This is a genomic window from Methylocystis sp. Sn-Cys (genome assembly GCF_016745395.1).
GTDB lineage: Bacteria > Pseudomonadota > Alphaproteobacteria > Rhizobiales > Beijerinckiaceae > Methylocystis > Methylocystis iwaonis.
In genome coordinates, this window is record NZ_JAERVJ010000001.1 from 865035 (window position 1) to 881636 (window position 16602).

Annotated in this window: 18 protein-coding genes; 9 read left to right on the forward strand and 9 right to left on the reverse strand. The window is 64.4% G+C overall.

All coding sequences use genetic code 11. The features are described 5' to 3' along the window. Nucleotides 1–260: 260 nt before the first annotated feature. The 4 genes from JJT62_RS04035 to JJT62_RS04050 all read right to left on the reverse strand — a co-directional run bounded on the left by JJT62_RS04035 (nucleotide 261) and on the right by JJT62_RS04050 (nucleotide 3754). Nucleotides 261–467, reverse strand: a complete 207-nt coding sequence (locus JJT62_RS04035) for a DUF433 domain-containing protein (protein WP_210340539.1) — start codon at nucleotides 465–467, stop codon at nucleotides 261–263. Nucleotides 468–547: 80 nt separating this feature from the next. Beyond that, nucleotides 548–2176, reverse strand: coding sequence for a CTP synthase (locus JJT62_RS04040; protein WP_202071361.1), 1629 nt, complete (start codon nucleotides 2174–2176; stop codon nucleotides 548–550). Between the two features lie 109 nt (nucleotides 2177–2285). Beyond that, nucleotides 2286–2951: a preprotein translocase subunit SecG gene (gene secG, locus JJT62_RS04045; protein WP_202071362.1), complete on the reverse strand. Its 666-nt coding sequence runs from the start codon at nucleotides 2949–2951 to the stop codon at nucleotides 2286–2288. Between the two features lie 335 nt (nucleotides 2952–3286). Next, a complete protein-coding gene (locus tag JJT62_RS04050; protein WP_202071363.1) occupies nucleotides 3287–3754 on the reverse strand; it encodes a hypothetical protein in 468 nt (155 codons plus the stop codon). A gap of 292 nt (nucleotides 3755–4046) precedes the next feature. Here JJT62_RS04050 and leuB point away from each other — a divergent pair, with 292 nt between their 5' ends. Continuing rightward, complete coding sequence (gene leuB / locus JJT62_RS04055) at nucleotides 4047–5156, forward strand: 3-isopropylmalate dehydrogenase (protein ID WP_202071364.1); 1110 nt, start codon at nucleotides 4047–4049, stop codon at nucleotides 5154–5156. A gap of 17 nt (nucleotides 5157–5173) precedes the next feature. Here leuB and JJT62_RS04060 read toward each other — a convergent pair whose 3' ends face one another. Continuing rightward, the gene (locus tag JJT62_RS04060) at nucleotides 5174–5581 is read right to left on the reverse strand and encodes a hypothetical protein (RefSeq protein WP_202071365.1); all 408 of its coding nucleotides are present in this window, start codon (nucleotides 5579–5581) and stop codon (nucleotides 5174–5176) included. A gap of 113 nt (nucleotides 5582–5694) precedes the next feature. Between JJT62_RS04060 and JJT62_RS04065 the strand changes: the two genes are divergently transcribed. From JJT62_RS04065 to JJT62_RS04075, 3 genes are read left to right on the forward strand one after another with little or no spacing between them, the layout of a single operon-like run. After that, entirely contained in the window at nucleotides 5695–6471 is a 777-nt protein-coding gene (locus JJT62_RS04065; RefSeq protein WP_202071366.1) for a LamB/YcsF family protein, read from the forward strand. A 1-nt stretch (nucleotide 6472) separates the two neighbouring features. Continuing rightward, nucleotides 6473–7258, forward strand: coding sequence for an allophanate hydrolase subunit 1 (locus JJT62_RS04070; protein WP_202071367.1), 786 nt, complete (start codon nucleotides 6473–6475; stop codon nucleotides 7256–7258). After that, nucleotides 7255–8253 carry a biotin-dependent carboxyltransferase family protein gene (locus JJT62_RS04075; RefSeq protein ID WP_202071368.1) on the forward strand — a complete coding sequence of 333 codons (999 nt, stop codon included), beginning with the start codon at nucleotides 7255–7257 and terminating at the stop codon, nucleotides 8251–8253. The genes JJT62_RS04070 and JJT62_RS04075 overlap by 4 nt, the downstream gene beginning before the upstream one ends. Before the next feature lie 118 nt (nucleotides 8254–8371). Here the strand turns inward: JJT62_RS04075 and JJT62_RS04080 are convergent, their stop codons facing one another. From JJT62_RS04080 to gloB, 3 genes are all read right to left on the reverse strand, one after another. Continuing rightward, nucleotides 8372–9187 carry a DUF5765 domain-containing protein gene (locus JJT62_RS04080; protein ID WP_202071369.1) on the reverse strand — a complete coding sequence of 272 codons (816 nt, stop codon included), beginning with the start codon at nucleotides 9185–9187 and terminating at the stop codon, nucleotides 8372–8374. 84 nt (nucleotides 9188–9271) lie between these two features. Continuing rightward, entirely contained in the window at nucleotides 9272–9709 is a 438-nt protein-coding gene (locus JJT62_RS04085) for a cupin domain-containing protein (RefSeq protein ID WP_202071370.1), read from the reverse strand. Further along, a complete protein-coding gene (gloB, locus tag JJT62_RS04090; RefSeq protein WP_202071371.1) occupies nucleotides 9706–10482 on the reverse strand; it encodes a hydroxyacylglutathione hydrolase in 777 nt (258 codons plus the stop codon). Before gloB ends, JJT62_RS04085 begins: the two co-directional genes overlap by 4 nt. A gap of 155 nt (nucleotides 10483–10637) precedes the next feature. Between gloB and JJT62_RS04095 the strand changes: the two genes are divergently transcribed. Next, a complete protein-coding gene (locus JJT62_RS04095) occupies nucleotides 10638–11384 on the forward strand; it encodes a class I SAM-dependent methyltransferase (protein WP_202071372.1) in 747 nt (248 codons plus the stop codon). A 171-nt stretch (nucleotides 11385–11555) separates the two neighbouring features. Here the strand turns inward: JJT62_RS04095 and JJT62_RS04100 are convergent, their stop codons facing one another. Continuing rightward, nucleotides 11556–12242 carry an alpha/beta hydrolase gene (locus tag JJT62_RS04100; protein WP_202071373.1) on the reverse strand — a complete coding sequence of 229 codons (687 nt, stop codon included), beginning with the start codon at nucleotides 12240–12242 and terminating at the stop codon, nucleotides 11556–11558. 518 nt (nucleotides 12243–12760) lie between these two features. Between JJT62_RS04100 and JJT62_RS04105 the strand changes: the two genes are divergently transcribed. The 4 genes from JJT62_RS04105 (at nucleotide 12761) to JJT62_RS04120 (ending at nucleotide 16553) form a co-directional block, all read left to right on the forward strand. After that, the gene (locus tag JJT62_RS04105) at nucleotides 12761–12961 is read left to right on the forward strand and encodes a DUF2905 domain-containing protein (protein ID WP_202071374.1); all 201 of its coding nucleotides are present in this window, start codon (nucleotides 12761–12763) and stop codon (nucleotides 12959–12961) included. A gap of 58 nt (nucleotides 12962–13019) precedes the next feature. Further along, on the forward strand, nucleotides 13020–13841 hold the full coding sequence (locus tag JJT62_RS04110) for a DUF4239 domain-containing protein (RefSeq protein ID WP_246744673.1): 822 nt from the start codon (nucleotides 13020–13022) through the stop codon (nucleotides 13839–13841). A 118-nt stretch (nucleotides 13842–13959) separates the two neighbouring features. Then, complete coding sequence (locus JJT62_RS04115; RefSeq protein ID WP_202071375.1) at nucleotides 13960–14694, forward strand: hypothetical protein; 735 nt, start codon at nucleotides 13960–13962, stop codon at nucleotides 14692–14694. 599 nt (nucleotides 14695–15293) lie between these two features. Further along, complete coding sequence (locus tag JJT62_RS04120; RefSeq protein WP_202071376.1) at nucleotides 15294–16553, forward strand: pilus assembly protein TadG-related protein; 1260 nt, start codon at nucleotides 15294–15296, stop codon at nucleotides 16551–16553. Nucleotides 16554–16602 lie beyond the last annotated feature (49 nt).

Consider the following 16602-nt stretch of genomic DNA (forward strand, 5'->3'; position numbering starts at 1 on the left):
CTCGCATCGGGCGGGCGTCATTCTCGGCGGGCTGAAAGCCCGACCGGGAAATCCAGAGCCAAAAAGCGCTGGTTTTGCCCAGAGCCCGTCATTGCGAGCGAAGCGAAGCAATCCAGGGCGGCGATGTGGCGCTGGATTGCTTCGTCGGCTCCGCCTCCTCGCAATGACGGCGGTGATTTCCTGTGTATCCAAACGGCGCGAGTGACCGTAGCGCCTTCACCGCCTCGCCGGGGAAGTTTTCATCGGCGAGGAAGCGCATGTCAGGCGGCGCTGGGGTAGGTTTTCTCGGATCTCAGAGCGTCTCGCGCATAGGCAAGGCAGGCAGAGATATCCTCGTGCGACAGCGCCGGATAGTTGCGCAGGATATCGGCCTCGCTCCAGCCATCCGCCATAAGGCCGATGACAAACTCGACCGAAAGGCGCGTGCCGCGGACAATTGGTTTGCCGGCCAGAATTTCCGGGTCCAAAATTATGCTTAGATGGGTCGGACATCGGCGGCCTCCGGCACGAATTATAGCCTTCAATCGCCGCTATCCCAACCCTTCGGTCACACCAACCGGCTCTGCGCCTTCGCCGCCGCGATAAAGCTCGCAAACAGCGGATGCGGTTCGAACGGCCGCGACTTCAGCTCGGGGTGATATTGCACGCCGATGAACCAGGGATGGTCGGGGATTTCGACCGTCTCGGGCAGAAGCCCGTCCGGCGAAGAGCCGGCGAACAGGAGCCCGCAGGACTCCAGCCGCTCGCGATATCCGAAATTCACCTCATAGCGGTGGCGGTGGCGTTCGGAAATCTGGGTCTTGCCGTAGATCTCCGCGATGCGCGAGCCGGGCTTGAGCAACGCCGGAAAGGCGCCGAGCCGCATCGTGCCGCCGAGGTCGCCGCCCGCCGCGCGTTTTTCCAGCTCATTGCCCTTGAGCCATTCGGTCATCAGGCCGACGACCGGCTCCTCGCAGGGGCCGAATTCGGTGGAGTTCGCCTTCTCTATGCCTGCAAGCGCCCGCGCCGCCTCGATCACCGCCATCTGCATGCCGAAGCAGATGCCGAAATAGGGCACCTTGCGCTCGCGTGCGAAGCGCGCCGCGAGAATCTTGCCCTCGGCGCCGCGCTGGCCGAAGCCACCGGGCACGAGAATGCCGTGCACATGTTCGAGATAGGCGGCCGGATCGCCTTCCTCGAAAACCTCCGATTCGATCCAGTCGAGATTGACCTTCACGCGATTCGCCAGGCCGCCATGGGCAAGGGCCTCGATGAGGCTCTTATAAGCGTCCTTCATCTCAGTATATTTGCCGACGACCGCGATGGTGACTTCGCCCTCGGGATTCATGATCCGCTGCGTCACCGCGCTCCAGCGGCTCATGTCCGGCTTGGGCGCCGGCTCGATGCCGAAGGCCGCCAGCACCTGCGCGTCGAGTCCCGCCGCATGATAGGCGCGGGGGACGTCATAGATATTGGCCGCGTCGCGCGCCTCGATCACCGCCTGCTCGCGCACATTGCAGAACAGGCCGAGCTTGCGGCGCTCCTCGCGCGGAATCTCGCGATCGGTGCGGCAGAGCAGAATGTCCGGCTGAATGCCGATCGAGCGAAGCTCCTTCACCGAATGCTGCGTCGGCTTGGTCTTCAGCTCCCCGGCGCTCGGAATGAAGGGCAGCAGCGTCAGATGCACGTAGATGCAGTGATGCGGCGGCAGGTCGTTCTTGAGCTGGCGGATCGCCTCGAAGAAGGGCAGTCCCTCGATGTCGCCCACCGTGCCGCCGATCTCGATCAGCGCGAAATCGACATTGTCATTGCCGTCGAGGACGAACTCCTTGATGGCGTTGGTGACATGCGGAATGACCTGGATCGTCGCGCCGAGATAGTCGCCGCGCCGCTCCTTGTTGATGATGTCCTGATAGATGCGGCCGGTCGTGACATTATCCTGCTTCGTGGCCGGACGGCCGGTGAAGCGTTCGTAATGCCCAAGGTCGAGATCCGTCTCGGCGCCGTCGTCGGTGACAAAGACTTCGCCGTGCTGATAGGGGGACATGGTCCCCGGATCAATGTTGAGATAGGGGTCGAGCTTGCGGAGCCGGACGGTGTAGCCGCGCGCCTGCAAGAGCGCGCCGAGAACCGCCGACGCGAGACCCTTGCCGAGGGAGGAAACCACGCCGCCGGTGATGAAGATGTAGCGCGCCATGGGGCCTAACGCCTAACGCCTTTCGGTGGATTTTGATAGCGCTGATTGCGCCGGGGAAGCAGTCTTCCCCAGCGGAGTTTCGTGTCGTCTGTGTGAAGCAGCCGCGCGCTTATTGGGTGGGCGATTTCCACTGCGTCGGAGCCGCCGGCTTGTCGGCGGGCGTTTCGGCCTTCGGCGCTTCCGTCTCGGGCTTGGGAGCCTCAGCTTTCGGGGCCTCGGCGGGGGCCGCCGGCGCTTCCGATTTGGTCGCCTCCGGGGCCTTGGGGGCCTCCGCGGCCGGCGCTTCGCTCTTCGGCGCCTCGGCCTTGGGGGCTTCCGTCACCGGCTCGGACTTCGGAGCCTCGGCCTTCGGCGGCTCCTGCGACGGGCGGAGGGCCGGCTTTTCCTCGGCCGGAGCGACCGGCGTGCTCTGCTGGCGCTTCTGCTGGGCGCGCTGGAGCTGCTCGAAGACCGAGTCTTTCCCGGCCTCCGGCGCCTTCTCGCCGGGCTTCACTTCCTTGAGCTGGATGTCGCCCTGGTCGATCGCCTTGGTCCAGTCGTCGCCGCCCGCGGCGCGGCGCTCCCAGGCCGGCAACACGGTGAGCGCGATGCTGGTGAGGAAGAAGATCGTCGCGAGAATACCGGTCGCGCGGGTGAGCGCATTGGCCTGGCCGCGTCCCGTGAAGACGCCGCTGCCGCCCATGCCGAGCGCGCCGCCCTCGGACTTTTGATAAAGAACGAGGATAACGAGCGCCGTCACCACCATCAGGTGGATCGCGATAATGACCTGCTGCATTTTCGACCTTCTTCCCGAGCGGAGCCGCGGCCTGGCCGGGCTCGACGCCTAATCCCTAGGCGGCTTCTACACTATGCGGAAGGCGCAAGGAAGGGGCGACGTTTATGTGACGGTTGGCTTGCCCTCATCCGACCCTCGCTGACGCGAGGGCCACCTTCTCCCGCTGGCGGGAGAAGGGAGAGCCCGCTGATTTTGGATCACAAATGCGGGAGCCAGTCTCCTTCTCCCGCGCGCGGGAGAAGGTGGCCCCGCGAAGCGGGGTCGGATGAGGGCTTACGGCCCAACAAAAAAGCGGGCCGCTCGGGCCCGCTTCTCGATTTCTCCGGCGTTCCAGCTCAGTAGAGATTGCCGTCCTGGCCTTTCCACTGGCCGCCGCTCTGGTCGAAACGCGTCTCGTCCTTGAACTCGACGACCTTGCCGGGCTCGATATACTGCTTTTCCTTGATCATCTGGTTCTGGACGGTGGTCGAATAATAGGTGCTCGCCGAGCAGCCTTGCTTCACCTGGCCGGGGCTGTCGGGCTTGCATTCCAGATTGGCGCCCTTGGGGAAGCGCACACTTGCGGTAAAGTAGAATTCATAGCCCTTGTGACCCGCGCCCTCGACGTCGAGCGGCCAATAACGGGTGACGTCGAACTTCTCGATGGTCGCGTCCGGGTCGAACCTCTTCTTGATCAGATTTTCGAAAACCTTGCGCGCGTCCTCGGGCTTGGGCTCGCAGTTGAACAGGCAGAAAGCCTTGGCGGGCAGCGCCCCGGCAAAGGCGGCGAACGCCGCCAGCGCGACAATCTTCATAAGCTTCATGAGTAGCGTCTCCCTCGTTCCGCCCTCGGCGTTGCGAACGATCGACGCTCGTTTAGCGCGCTTTCGGCTCGGGCGGAATTGCCCAGCAAAAATCGCGCATTGGAAATGGCGTCGACTTCGAACTGCAACGCTTTTGACATTTTTCAAGCTGCACGGCTTCGCCCTTTCCGGCAAGAGCGGCGCGGCCGCGCGAATTGTCGCATGGAATGCCCGGCGCGTCGCCATGTTGCGCCGCTCGCCCCGCCGCTCTATTGAGCGGCGCAGGCTTCTCGAACGCAAAGAAGAGGGTTTCATGTCCGCCTATAAGCTCCTGCTCCTGCCCGGCGACGGGATCGGCCCCGAAATCTCCGCCGAGGCCGAGAAGGTGATCGACTTCCTGGGGCAGGCGGGCGTGGCGAAATTCGAGGTGGAGCGCGGCCTCGTCGGCGGCTCCGCCTATGACGCGCATGGCGTCGCGATCAGCGAGGGCGACATGGCGCTGGCCCAGGCCGCCGACGCCGTGCTGCTGGCCGCCGTCGGCGGGCCGAAATGGGATGGCGTGCCTTATGACGTGCGCCCGGAGGCGGGCCTCCTGCGCCTGCGCAAGGATCTCGCCCTCTTCGCCAATCTGCGTCCCGCCATCTGCTATCCGGCGCTCGCCGACGCCTCGTCGCTAAAGCGCGAGCTGGTCGACGGCCTCGACATCATGATCGTGCGCGAGCTCACCGGCGGCGTCTATTTCGGCGAACCGAAGGAGGTCGTCACCCTCGAGAACGGCGAGAAGCGCGCCGTCGACACGCAGGTCTACACGACTCACGAGATCGAGCGCATTGGCCGCGTCGCCTTCGAGCTCGCGCGCAAGCGCAACAACAAGGTCACCTCGTCCGAAAAGGCGAATGTGATGAAGTCGGGCCATTTGTGGCGCGAAGTCATCACCGCGCTGCACAAGCGCGAATATCCGGACGTGAAGCTCGAGCACATGCTCGCCGACGCGCTCGGCATGCAGCTCGTGCGCTGGCCCAAGCAGTTCGACGTCATCTGCACCGACAATCTCTTCGGCGACATGCTGTCGGACGTCGCCTCCATGCTCACCGGCTCGCTCGGCATGCTGCCCTCGGCCTCGCTCGGCGCCGCCGACGCCAACGGCAAGCGCCACGCCATGTATGAGCCCTGCCACGGCTCGGCGCCGGACATCGCGGGCAAGGGCATCGCCAATCCGATCGCCATGATCGGCTCGCTCGGCATGGCGCTGCGTTATTCCTTCGACAACGCCAAGGCGGCCGACGCCATCGACAACGCCATCGCCGGCGTGCTCGCCAAGGGCCTGCGCACCATCGACATCAAGGGCGAGGCGCCGACCTCCATCTCGACCGCCCAGATGGGCGACGCCATCGTGGCCGAGCTGAAGACGATCCTGGCGTAAGAGCCTCGTGTCGATAATCAGGCGCTCGCCGCGAGATCGGCGAGCGCCTGTTCGATTTTCGGGCCGAGGGTTTTCTCGCGGCTGCCCAATAGGTTTCGAATTTTATCGGCGAATGTGTTCCGGCCGGCGATCATGCAATCGACAAAGGTTTGCCCGCCCTCTGGATGCAGTCCTACCGTCGCGACGCTTTCCGTCCTCCCTAAGTCGAGCCGCAGGACGACAAGCGCGTCGGGGCGGCTTTCGATCACCGCGGCGGCGCCGAGCGCAGACCAGCGCGCGGGATCGCTCGCGAGGTTGAACAGCTTGTGCGTCCCCGCGTCGATCGCGATCGAGCGCCGCACCATATAGCGGTCGGATTGCAGGATGATCGCGGCGGCCAGTAGGGCCAGCGCGAAATAAAGCAGAACGAGCCCGACGCCCAGCATGATCGCCTCCCTGGCGCGCGCATGGAGGTCAAACTAGCGCTCCTCGGCGAAGCGGCGACTCCACCCATGCGCGGCGCTGTCCTGTTGCGGGCCAGCGCGCTAAGATCGTCGCGATGCCGACGACGCCCCAGCAAATCGATCTCAATGCCGATCTCGGCGAAGGTTTCGGCCCTTGGCGCATGGGCGACGACGCCGCCATGCTCGATGTCGTGACCAGCGCCAATGTCGCCTGCGGCTTTCACGCGGGCGACCCCGACATCATGGCCAGAACCTTTGCGCTCGCCCGGGAGAAGGGCGTCGCGATCGGCGCCCATGTGGGTTTTCCTGATCTCGCCGGCTTCGGGCGCCGCCCGATGGCGATGACGCCTAAGGAGATCGAGCATGCGGTCGCCTATCAGATCGGCGCCGCGCAGGCGCTCGCCGCCTATGCGGGCCATCGCATCGCTTATGTGAAGGCGCATGGCGCGCTGGCGAATATTGCGGAGAAGGATGCTGATGTCGCCGACGCTCTGGCGCGGGCGACGCGCGCGGTCGATCCTTCGCTGACTCTTCTGGCCATTGCGCTTTCCGAACAGACGCGGGCGGGCGAGCGGGCGGGCTTGCAGATCGCCCATGAGATATTCGCCGACCGCGCCTATCTCGACGACGCAAGGCTGCAACCGCGCGCCGAGCCCGGCGCGGTGATCTCAGATTGCGACGCGGCGATTGCGCGCCTGCGCGAGATGCTGAAAGAGGGCGCCCTCGTCACGGTCAGCGGCAAACGCCTGCTCACGCAGATCGACTCCGTCTGCGTGCATGGCGATACGCCCCATGCGGTGGAGATGGCGCGACGCCTGCGCGCGGCGCTGGCGCAAGACGGGTTCCGGCTGCGGCCCTTCGTCGAGGGCTGAGATGCGCTACGACCCTCCGCGCTTTCTCGACCAGGGCGAAGCGGCGTTGACAGTGGAGTTCGGCGACGCCGTCGACGCCGAGCTCAATGCGCTGGTCCTTGCCCTCGACGGCGCTTTTCTCCAAGAGGGTTTGCAGGGCGTGCGGGAAACCACGCCCACTTACCGTTCCCTGCTCGTGCATTACGAGCCGTTGGAGATTTCACGGCAGGCGCTCATCGGCTGGATCGAGCAGCGCCTTCCCGTCATTGCGAGCGAAGCGAAGCAATCCAGAACCGCCTCGACAGCGCTGGATTGCTTCGTCGCAGGCGCTCCTCGCAATGACGGGGGGGCATGGGTCATCCCGTGTTGCTACGATCCTGCCATTGCCGAGGACATTGAAGATGCGGGGTCGATTCTCGGTCTCTCCCCGTCGTCGCTCGCCGAAAAACACGCGGCGGCGGACTACCGCGCCTTTATGTATGGCTTCGCGCCGGGCTGGTGCTATCTCGGTGGCCTGCCAGAGGCGCTCGCCATCCCGCGCCGCTTAGCGCCGCGTGGCTCCACGCCCGAGGGCGCCGTGCTGATCGGGGGCGGATTGTCCCTCATCGCGACCAACCCGATGCCGACCGGCTGGTATGTCATCGGCCGCACGCCGGAACGGCTGTTTTCGCTCACCCGCGACCCGCCTTTCCTCATCGCGCCGGGGGAAACGCTGCGTTTCGAACCCATCGACGCCGCGACTTTCGCGGTGCTCGACGCCCGCGCGGCGCAGGGTGAAATCCTCGCGCGGCGCGAGGGGAGGGCGTGAGCGCGCGGCTGCGGATACGCGCCGCCGGGCCGGGCGTCACCGTGCAGGACGCGGGTCGTTTCGGCTATTCGCGCTTTGGCGTCACGCCCGCAGGCCCGATGGACGAAGCCGCTTTCCTCATGGCAACCCGCGCCGTCGGCGCCGCTGCGGCAATCGAAGTCTCGCTCGGCGGCGTCACCCTGGAGAGTGAAGGCGCGTCGCTGGCGGTCGCCATTGCTGGCGGCGCCTTCGACATCCGACTCGATGCGGACAAGCTCCCGCCCGCCTGCCTCATTGCGCTGGCGCCCGGCGCGCGACTGGCGATACGCGCGGGCGGCTCTGGCGCCTGGTGCTATGTGGCCGTCGGCGCGCGCTTCGATCTGCCCTTGGCGCTTGGGTCGCTGTCGACCCACGCCCGCTCGGGCATCGGCCCCAAGCCGCTCGCAGCCGGGGACGCCCTAAGGCTTCTCGACGTTGCGCCTGCGCCGCAGGGCGCGCAAGCGATCGACGCGCCCTGGCTCGCGCGCGACGACGCGCCGATCCGCGTGATGTTCGGCCCGCAGGATGATTATTTCACGCCCGAGGCGATCGAGGCTCTTCTTTCGTGTGAGTGGCGGGTCGGCGCGCGCAGCGACCGCATGGCCTATGCGCTGGAGGGGCCGAAACTTTCCCATTCGCGCGGCCACGACATCGTATCCGACGGCGCGGCCATTGGCGCCATTCAAATTCCCGGCTCCGGCGCGCCATTTGTCTTGATGGCCGACCGCCAACCGACCGGCGGCTACCCCAAGATCGCGACGGTCATCGGCGCCGACCTCGGGCGGCTGGCGCAATTGCGCCCCGGGGAGACCCTGCGGTTCACGAAGGTGGGGTGGGCGGAAGCCGTCGCTGCGCGGGCGGCGCTTAAAAATAAATTGGCGGCGGGAGCGGTTTTGACGCCCCTCGCCGCCGAGGTCTCGACGGAGAAGCTGCTTGCCGTGAATTTGATTGGCGGGGTCGTGAGCGGGCGGGAGTGAAACGGGGGCCGCCCAGCGCCGTCATTGCGAGCGAAGCGAAGCAATCCAGGGCCGTGATGTGGCTCTGGATTGCTTCGTCGCTTCGCTCCTCGCAATGACGGTGGGCTTCATCGGGCTGTTACTCCGCCGGCTCCTTGACCAGCGTGGCATTCTCCTCCGCCGCCACGACGGGCGTCTGCGCGGCCTTGCGCGCCTTCCGCCATTTCCACAGCATCATCCACCAGGGATCGCCGACATGCAGATGGTAGCGCAGCGGCGTCTTGATGATGGCGAGCACCAGGCCGATCGAGAACAGGCACCAGACCGCCGGCCATTCATTGATGTTGCTCGTCGTGAGCCCGGCCAGGAACGGGCCCGCCACCCAGGAGAACAGGATGAAGCGCCAGCTTCCGTAGAGCGAGGGAATGAAGAAGGCCATCATCGGATAGCCGATAAAGCCGCGACCAAGCCACGCGTCGCCGGCCATGGAATTGCCGATGCCGTTCGTCGGCAGCAGCCAGGCGATGTGCCATTCGCCCTTCACCGTGCAGAGCACATCGCCGCAAAGCGGACGGCCGACGGCGCAATGGCCGGCCCAGGCGAAGGGATAAAGCTGGATCAGCATGAGGATCGCCGCGACGAAACAGCCGAAATAGGCCCAGGGCGCGATGATCCGGGCGCTGTCCTTCGGCATGAAATACAGCGCCACGGCGTTGATGAAGAAGGGCTGGAAGGTGATGTGCAGATAACCGAACAGGGTCATCACCTGATTTAGTGGCGAGTCGCATTGGTTGAGCACCGAATAGGCGACCGCCTGCAGCGACTCCATGCTCGCGAAGTAGAGAAGGCATACCCATAGCGCGAGCGGCTCGGGGTTCTTTTTGAGCGCGGAATAGGCCGCGCCGGCGATGCCAGTCGCCGCCAAGACAGTAGAAGCTTCCCCACTCCAGCACATGGGCGCGGTTTCCTCGTGAAATGTTGTTATGCGCCCCGATACACTATCCCGCGGCCTGCAAAAAGCCCCGCTCTCGGACTCGCCTCAAGCGAGCGGGATCTGGCCCGGCTCGGCGATCTCGAAATGGGCGAATTCGAAGCCCGGCGCGACCGTGCAGCCGACAAGCGTCCAGGCGCCGAGGCTCTCGGCCGATTGCCAGACCCCCGCCGGCACAATACCCTGCGGGCGCTCGCCGCCCAGGAGATCAGCGCCGAGCCGTATGGCGGTGCGGGCGCCGTTTTCGAACAGCGAGAGCGCCAAGGGCGCGCCGGCGTGCCAATGCCAGATTTCGGCGGCGTCGACCCGGTGCCAGGCCGAGATTTGCCCGGCCGGCAGCAGATAGTAAATTGCGGTCGAGGCCGACCGGCCGTCGATGATGCGTGGATCGCGGAAGGTCTCGCGGTAGAAGCCGCCTTCCGGATGCGGGGCGAGATCGAGCAGCCGCGCGACCTCTTCCGCCGAGAGGCGATCGTGCCCGCTCATCCGGCGAAACTGTTTTTGCGTTCGCGCATCGTGGCGAAAACGGCAAAGGGATCGGCGCCGGCCATGCCCATCGCCGCCTTCACCTTCGGGTCTTCGGCGCGCAGGAAGGGATTGGTCGCGTTTTCGAGAGCCACCGTCGAGGGCAGGGTGAACTTGCCGGCCGCGCGCAATTGCGCGACTTCCTCGATCCGGTCCCGCAAGGCGGGGTTTTCAGGATCGACCGTGACGGCAAAGCGGCCATTCGCCTGGGTGTATTCGTGGCCACAATAAACGCGGGTCTCGCTTGGCAGATTGGCGATCCTTTCGAGGGAGTGGCGCATTTGCGCCATCGTGCCGTCGAAAACGCGCCCGCAGCCCAATGAAAACAGCGTGTCGCCGACGAAAACCGCCGCATCGTCGGGGAAATAATAGCAGACATGCCCCGATGTATGGCCGGGCGTGGCGATGATCTGCGCGCGGGAGGCGCCGAGTTGCACGCTGTCGCCGTCCGAGACAGCCTGGTCGAGCGGCGGCAGGCGATGCGCGTCCTTGGCGGAGCCGACGATCTTCATGCCGGGAAAACGCTTTTTCAGCACGTCCCAGCCCTCGATATGGTCGAGATGGTGATGGGTGATGAGAAGATGGGTGAGCGGCCAGCCGCGCCGCTCGGCCTCAGCAGCAATGGCCTCGCCTTCGGGCGCGTCGATGCTGGCGGTCGCGCCGGTCTCGCGATCATGGACCAGCAGGCCGAAATTGTCGGTGAGGCAAATGAATTGGTCGACCTCTATAGACATCGTTTTCCCCCGCGAGCGAACCTTGCCGAAACAGCCGGCAGGAAGTCGCTCCGCTATGTTGGATAGCGCTGGTCGCGGCCATCATACCGCTTGCAAGCAAAAATGCGACCGGCGGCTCCCTTGCGCCTTCGCGCGAATAAGGGGATGATCCGGCCATGGCGCTGGACGTGGTCGAGCTGCGGGCCTTTTACGAAACCGCTTTGGGCGAGGTCGCCCGCCGCGTCGTCGGGCGTCTGCTGCGCGCGCGCTGGGACGACCATGTCGGCCTGCGCGTGCTCGGCATGGGCTATGCGCCGCCCTATCTCGACAATTTCCGCGAGAAAGCCCAGCGCGTGCTGGCCTTCATGCCGGCGACCCAGGGCGTGATGCATTGGCCGCTCGACGGCCGCTCGGCGACGGCGCTGGTCGAGGCTTCCATGACGCCGCTGCCCGACGCCAGCATGGATCGTATCCTGCTGGTGCATGCGCTGGAGGTCGAGGAGCATCCGCAGGATTTGCTCGACGAGGTCTGGCGCATTCTGGCGCCCGGCGGGCGGGTGGTGATCGTCGCGCCGAGCCGCACCGGCCTCTGGGCGCGGCTCGACACCACGCCCTTCGGCCATGGCCATCCCTATTCGCGCGGCCAGTTGCAGACTTTGCTGCAAGAGGCGCAATTCCTGCCGGTTTTCTGGGGCGAGGCGCTCTACGTGCCACCCTTCCAGCGCGTGACGCTGCTGCGCTCGGCCCCCGCCTTCGAGCGCATCGCCGGGCGTTTTTCGCTGCCCGGCGGCGGCGTGCATGTGGTGGAGGCGACGAAGCAGCTCTACCGCCCGATCGTCCGCCGCGCGGTGCGGCGGATTCCGCGATTCGCGGAGCCGGTGCTGGAACCGGCGCTGGAGCCGGATGGGGCAGAGCCGGCGTGACGCGTAGGCCCTCATCCGACCCCTGCTAACGCAGGGGCCACCTTCTCCCGCGTGCGGGAGAAGGGGAAGAACCTCTCGGTTTTGGATCACAAATATTGGGACGCGATTCCTTCTCCCGTTTACGGGAGAAGGTGGCCCCGCGAAGCGGGGTCGGATGAGGGCGCGCCCCGCCTACCGCCGCCCGTATTCCACCTTCACCCCAAAAGCCTGCGCCAGAAACAGCGCCCCATGGATCAGCCCGGCGTTGTCGATGCCGTGGCCCAGGCCGGCGGACATATGCCATTGCGCCGGCACGCTCATGTCGGCGAGCGAATTGGCCGATAGCATCATGGCGTCCACGGGGATGAGGTCATCCTCTTCGCCATGCACGAGCAGCACGGAAGGCGGCGGGTTCTGCGGCGGCCGTTCGGCCCCCGGCTGGTTGGGGCCGAGCACCAGAATGCCGGAATAGCCGAGAATGGCGCGCGGCGCCTTGGGGCGGCGCAGGCCGGTATGCAGGGCCATCATCGTGCCCTGGCTGAACCCGACCAGCGCCAGCGAGCGCTCGTCGAAGCCGCGCTTTTCGAGCTCCGAGTCGAGAAAGGCGTCGAGCGTCGGACGGGCGGAGATCACGCCGCGCCAGCGCTCGTCGGGGTCGCGCATGGTGAGCGGAAACCATTGCCGCCCCATGGGCGACATGGCGCAGCGCTCGGGCGCATGGGGGGCGATGAAATCCGCGTCGGGCAGGAAGGAGCGCCATTGGCGCCCGATCTCGATGAGATCGGCGCCATCCGCTCCAAAGCCATGCAGGAAGACGACAAGCTGGCGGGCCTTGCCCGACTTCGCCCCAACTCTCGGACCGTCGATCGCTGCTGCCATATGTCGCGCTCCCCCTTTTTGACAGATTAGCTGTCACGGGTTCGCGCGCCGAGGTCAAGAGGCGGCGACGCCCAAGAAATCGGCGCCGACGCGGGAGCGCGAGCGTCAGTGGGCCAAAGCGAAGCGCAGAATCTTGAACGCGAAGATGCACGCGCCGGCGAGCGTGCCGTGCTTCACCATTGTCATAGCGATAAAGAGATGGTCCGGCCTCATCATGTTACTTTTACCTTTTCGATCGAGCGCGTACGGCGCCCGCGCCTTCGCTGAGAGTGAAGAAGAGACGTTTTGTTATTCGGGTTCAGGGCGTCTGCGTCTCGACAGGCCCTTGCGAAAGACGCGCCATGGCGCCTTCATTCGGCTGAGCGATTTCGTCGCACTCTGGCGCGATCCGTCGCTGCTCGAAACCCGACAGCGAGGTATCGGCGCGCCCGCTTTTTTGCAAGCGAGGGGGCTCGCGATTTGGCCTTTCGCGACAATATGTCGCCTCGTGCGGGGGATGCGCGGCGGAGAGGCGATCAATGCCTAGATTATTGATTTTGGTGGGGATCGTGCTTATTGCGCTCGGCCTGTTCTGGCTCGCGGCGGAACGCCTGGGCTTCGGGCGCCTGCCCGGCGACATCGTCTTCGAGCGCGGCAATCTGCGCGTCTATATTCCGCTCGCCACGTCGCTGCTGCTGAGCGTCATATTGAGTCTGATCTTTTGGCTCCTCAACCGATAGAGCGGGTTTTGACAAAGCCTTGCTTCCATCGCCAAAATGATGGCGCGGGGAGTAGGCGATGCATGATTTGTTAAAAGGTTTTTCGACGATGGAGCTGGCCCTCATTTACTGCGTCGGCTTCGCGGCGCTCACCGTGGCCTGTATCTTCCTGTGTCGGCCATATTCGCGGCGATGGATTCACGGCCGACGCAACGCCAATGACATGATCGGCTTTTCGCTGCAGAGCTTCGCGGCGCTCTATGGCATTCTGCTCGGCCTGCTCGCCGTCGAGGCCTATCAAGACTTCTCGAGCGTCAAGGACGCCGTCTCGAAGAAGGCGCTCACTTTCGCGACGCTGCGCCACAATCTCGATGGCTTGCCGGCGCCTGTGAGCGGGGCGCTGCAGGAGGATTTGCGCGATTACGCCGTGGAGGCGCTCGAGACCCACTGGCCCAAGGATGTGACGACGCCGCCGCCGACCGGCGCGTCGCCGATCTTGCGCCGCATGCTCGGCAGACTCCTCGCATTCCAGCCCGCGACCAAGAGCGAGGAGCTCGTTTACGGCGAGGTTTTCCGCCAGGTCAATCTGCTCATCGAGCAGCGCCGCCTCCTGCTGTCGAGCGAAGGCAATGGCATTCCGGGCGCGATGTGGGCCGTCGTTTATATCGGCGCCTTTCTCTTCATTCTGCTCATGTGCCTCTTCGATATGGAGGCGCATGTGCATGTTTTGCTGGGGGCGACCACCGCGCTCTTTCTCGGCGCGGTCGTCTTTCTGATTGCCGCGCTGGATAATCCGTTCCGGGGCGGGGTCACTGTCGACCCCGCGCCCATCGTCGAAATGCGCGACGCGCTGGCGCATGAGAATCCCCCCGCCGCGGCGGGCCAGCGGCGAGAACTCTGAAAGTCGGTTCTCGGCTTTTTTTAAAGAGGCGGACCGCTGAGAGGCGGCGGATGCGCTTCAAGCTGCTCCGTATTTCCCGTAACGTAAGCTCGAGCTTTTATTCAAGGGGAGAGCGATCGTGACACCCGATAGGAATATCTTGCGCGGGCTTGTGTTTTTTGCCGGCCTTCTCATCTCTGGCGCCGTCTCCGCCGAGGAACTCAAATCGCAATACACCTCTCTCCAGGATTGCGAGACGCTCGAACGCCTGAAGCTGCCCGGGCGCGCGCTCGAGAAAGGGGCCGGGACGGGCATTTTCCGTTGCAAGGGGATCGACAATTATTCCGTCTATGTGATCGAGGACGATCCGCGCAGCTTTCTGGTTTTGGGCCGGGACGGAAAGCTTTTCTCCTTGGAAAAGACGCTGGTCTCGAATTTCAAGCTCGGGGAGTTTCCCAATGTCTCGGGCGCCAAGAAAGCGGAGTGGCGGATCGACGCCGACGGCAAGGCGGCGGGGCTGATCGTGCGCGTCTCCTATCAGCGTGCGGATAAGGCCGGCGCCTCCGCGTCGGCGCTCTTCGTGTTCGATCTGCGCGGGGAGCCTGCCTTCATTGGCTCCGCGGCGACAAATGAGGAAGCGCGCGGGCTTATCGACGGCGCGCTTGGCGCGGGCGCTGCGGCCGAGGACAAGCGGTCGCGCGACTGCAATGCGATCTATGCCGGACTCTGCAAGGGATTCGAGCCCGGGCCGGAAATGCTCGGGCGCTGCTTCGATAAACGGCCGGCCATCGCCGATAAAATTCCGCCCAAATGCATCGCCGATTTCCAAACGAACATCGAAAACTATCACGAGGCCACCGCCGGCGGGAAATAAAGGACGTCCCTCATCTCCCTTTCATATGAGATCCGCTTGGACCGGCGCCATCCCGACGCTCGCGCAGCGAGCGATCGGGAACAAAAGCGCTAGTCTTACTCAGAGCCCGTCATTGCTTCGCTTCGCTCGCAATGACGGCGGTGATTTCCTGTGTGTCCAAACGGCGCAAGTGTCGGAAATGGCGCCGAACCAATCGAGCGGATTTCGTATGACATCTCCCGATGCGAGCTGTTCAAACAGAAATAGCATCATCGTCTCATTTCCATCTGCTTCCAAAATTTTTCATCCGGGTCGTTTTTAAAGCCGCTGTTCCTACGACCAGCGCATCGCTCGCAGCGAAGCCTTGCCGTGTGAAACGCCGGCAAGCGAAAGCGTGTGGGCCGCCTCCAAAGGCGTCCAATGAGGCGCTCTTTCAGCATACAAATAAAAGCGCTGGCTTAGCGTTTGATGTAGGTCAAAAATTTTAGGTCGCTGGCAATTTTGTAACAGGGGATTAAGAAAATTACCGCAGCTTATTCGAGTAAATACTTGCATAAACTATGCAGTTTCCGCGAGTTTTGGATGAGCGTGGCAATATGCCTGGAAGATATGCTTCAGCTTTGCAACAATATCTCCGCAATGACATTGCTTTGGCGTTCGGCGCATTCGCCGGGGACACTGCTGGGTCTTATGTCGTCCTCGCCGCTCTCTCGATGCCTGTCATCATCGGCAGCGTCAGTCTCGGGGCGGAAGTTGGGCTCTGGTATTACAAGCACCAGCTCATGCAGAGCGCCGCCGACTCCGCCGCGCTCAGCGCTGCGGCGGCGGCCGCTCTCGGCGAGAGCAATCTCACGACGCAAGCCGCGGCCATTGCGTCCTCCTATGGCGTTGCGCCGGGAACGAACGGGGTCACGCTCGCCCTCAACACGCCGCCGCTCTCCGGCCCCAATCGGGCGACCGCGGGCGCTTTAGAGATCGTCCTGCAAGGGCCCCAGCCGCGTTTCTTTTCGCAGTTTTTCAGTTCGCAGCCTCTCGCCGTTGCAGCGCGCGCCGTCGCGGTGAGCGGCCATCCCGGTTGCGTCCTATCCTTGAACGCGAGCGCGAGCAGCGCGATCAATCTTCAAGGGACAAACACGGTCGCTCTGAACAACTGTAGCCTCTATGGCGATTCCAGCAGCGCCACGGCGCTCAACGTCGGCGGCTCCGCTACGCTTTCGGCGATGTACGCCGCGGTCGTCGGCGGGATATCCGGAGCGTCGAATATCACGACCACGCTGGGCATGAAGTCTGGCGCCTCCGCAGCCGCAGACCCTTACGCTGCTGCGGCCTATCCGCCGTTCTCAGGTTGCGACTACACCAATTTCACGACCAGCAGCACGCAAACCATGACCCCGGGCGTCTACTGCGGCGGCATGACCTTCAAAGCCGGCGCGAATGTCACGCTGTCTCCGGGCGTCTATTATCTGGATCAGGGAAGCTTTCAGGCGGCCGGCCAGTCGACCATTCAGGGCACGGGCGTCACGCTGGTTTTCACGTCCAGCACGGGAAAGAACTACGCCACCGCGACATCGACGGGCGGGGCGACGATCAATCTCACCGCGCCGACGACGGGTCCGCTGGCGGGCGTCGTCATTTTCGGCGATCGCGGCATGCCGGCGTCGACGAGCTTCAAATTCGCGGGAAATGGCGACCAGGTCTTTGGCGGCGCCGTCTATCTGCCGAAAGGCGCGCTCTCCTTTTCCGGCGGCACGGGCGGCGCGAATAATTGCACGCAGCTCATCGCCGACACCATCAATTTCGTCGGCGTCTCGAATCTCGCCATCAACTGCGGCGCCTATGGGACGAAGCAAATGTCCAATCTCGCGTCGCTTGTGGAGTGAAGATGATGCGTCTTAACGCGCAAACGGCGAGCGGCGCCCTATTCGCTCT

Excerpts from the sequence above, each read along its gene's own strand:
- JJT62_RS04040 (WP_202071361.1), bottom strand. The coding sequence starts at position 2,176 with ATGGCGCGCTACATCTTCATCACCGGCGGCGTGGTTTCCTCCCTCGGC.
- secG (WP_202071362.1), bottom strand. The coding sequence starts at position 2,951 with ATGCAGCAGGTCATTATCGCGATCCACCTGATGGTGGTGACGGCGCTC.
- JJT62_RS04050 (WP_202071363.1), bottom strand. The coding sequence starts at position 3,754 with ATGAAGCTTATGAAGATTGTCGCGCTGGCGGCGTTCGCCGCCTTTGCC.
- leuB (WP_202071364.1), top strand. The coding sequence starts at position 4,047 with ATGTCCGCCTATAAGCTCCTGCTCCTGCCCGGCGACGGGATCGGCCCC.
- JJT62_RS04060 (WP_202071365.1), bottom strand. The coding sequence starts at position 5,581 with ATGCTGGGCGTCGGGCTCGTTCTGCTTTATTTCGCGCTGGCCCTACTG.
- JJT62_RS04065 (WP_202071366.1), top strand. The coding sequence starts at position 5,695 with ATGCCGACGACGCCCCAGCAAATCGATCTCAATGCCGATCTCGGCGAA.
- JJT62_RS04070 (WP_202071367.1), top strand. The coding sequence starts at position 6,473 with ATGCGCTACGACCCTCCGCGCTTTCTCGACCAGGGCGAAGCGGCGTTG.
- JJT62_RS04080 (WP_202071369.1), bottom strand. The coding sequence starts at position 9,187 with ATGTGCTGGAGTGGGGAAGCTTCTACTGTCTTGGCGGCGACTGGCATC.
- JJT62_RS04085 (WP_202071370.1), bottom strand. The coding sequence starts at position 9,709 with ATGAGCGGGCACGATCGCCTCTCGGCGGAAGAGGTCGCGCGGCTGCTC.
- gloB (WP_202071371.1), bottom strand. The coding sequence starts at position 10,482 with ATGTCTATAGAGGTCGACCAATTCATTTGCCTCACCGACAATTTCGGC.
- JJT62_RS04095 (WP_202071372.1), top strand. The coding sequence starts at position 10,638 with ATGGCGCTGGACGTGGTCGAGCTGCGGGCCTTTTACGAAACCGCTTTG.
- JJT62_RS04100 (WP_202071373.1), bottom strand. The coding sequence starts at position 12,242 with ATGGCAGCAGCGATCGACGGTCCGAGAGTTGGGGCGAAGTCGGGCAAG.
- JJT62_RS04105 (WP_202071374.1), top strand. The coding sequence starts at position 12,761 with ATGCCTAGATTATTGATTTTGGTGGGGATCGTGCTTATTGCGCTCGGC.
- JJT62_RS04110 (WP_246744673.1), top strand. The coding sequence starts at position 13,020 with ATGCATGATTTGTTAAAAGGTTTTTCGACGATGGAGCTGGCCCTCATT.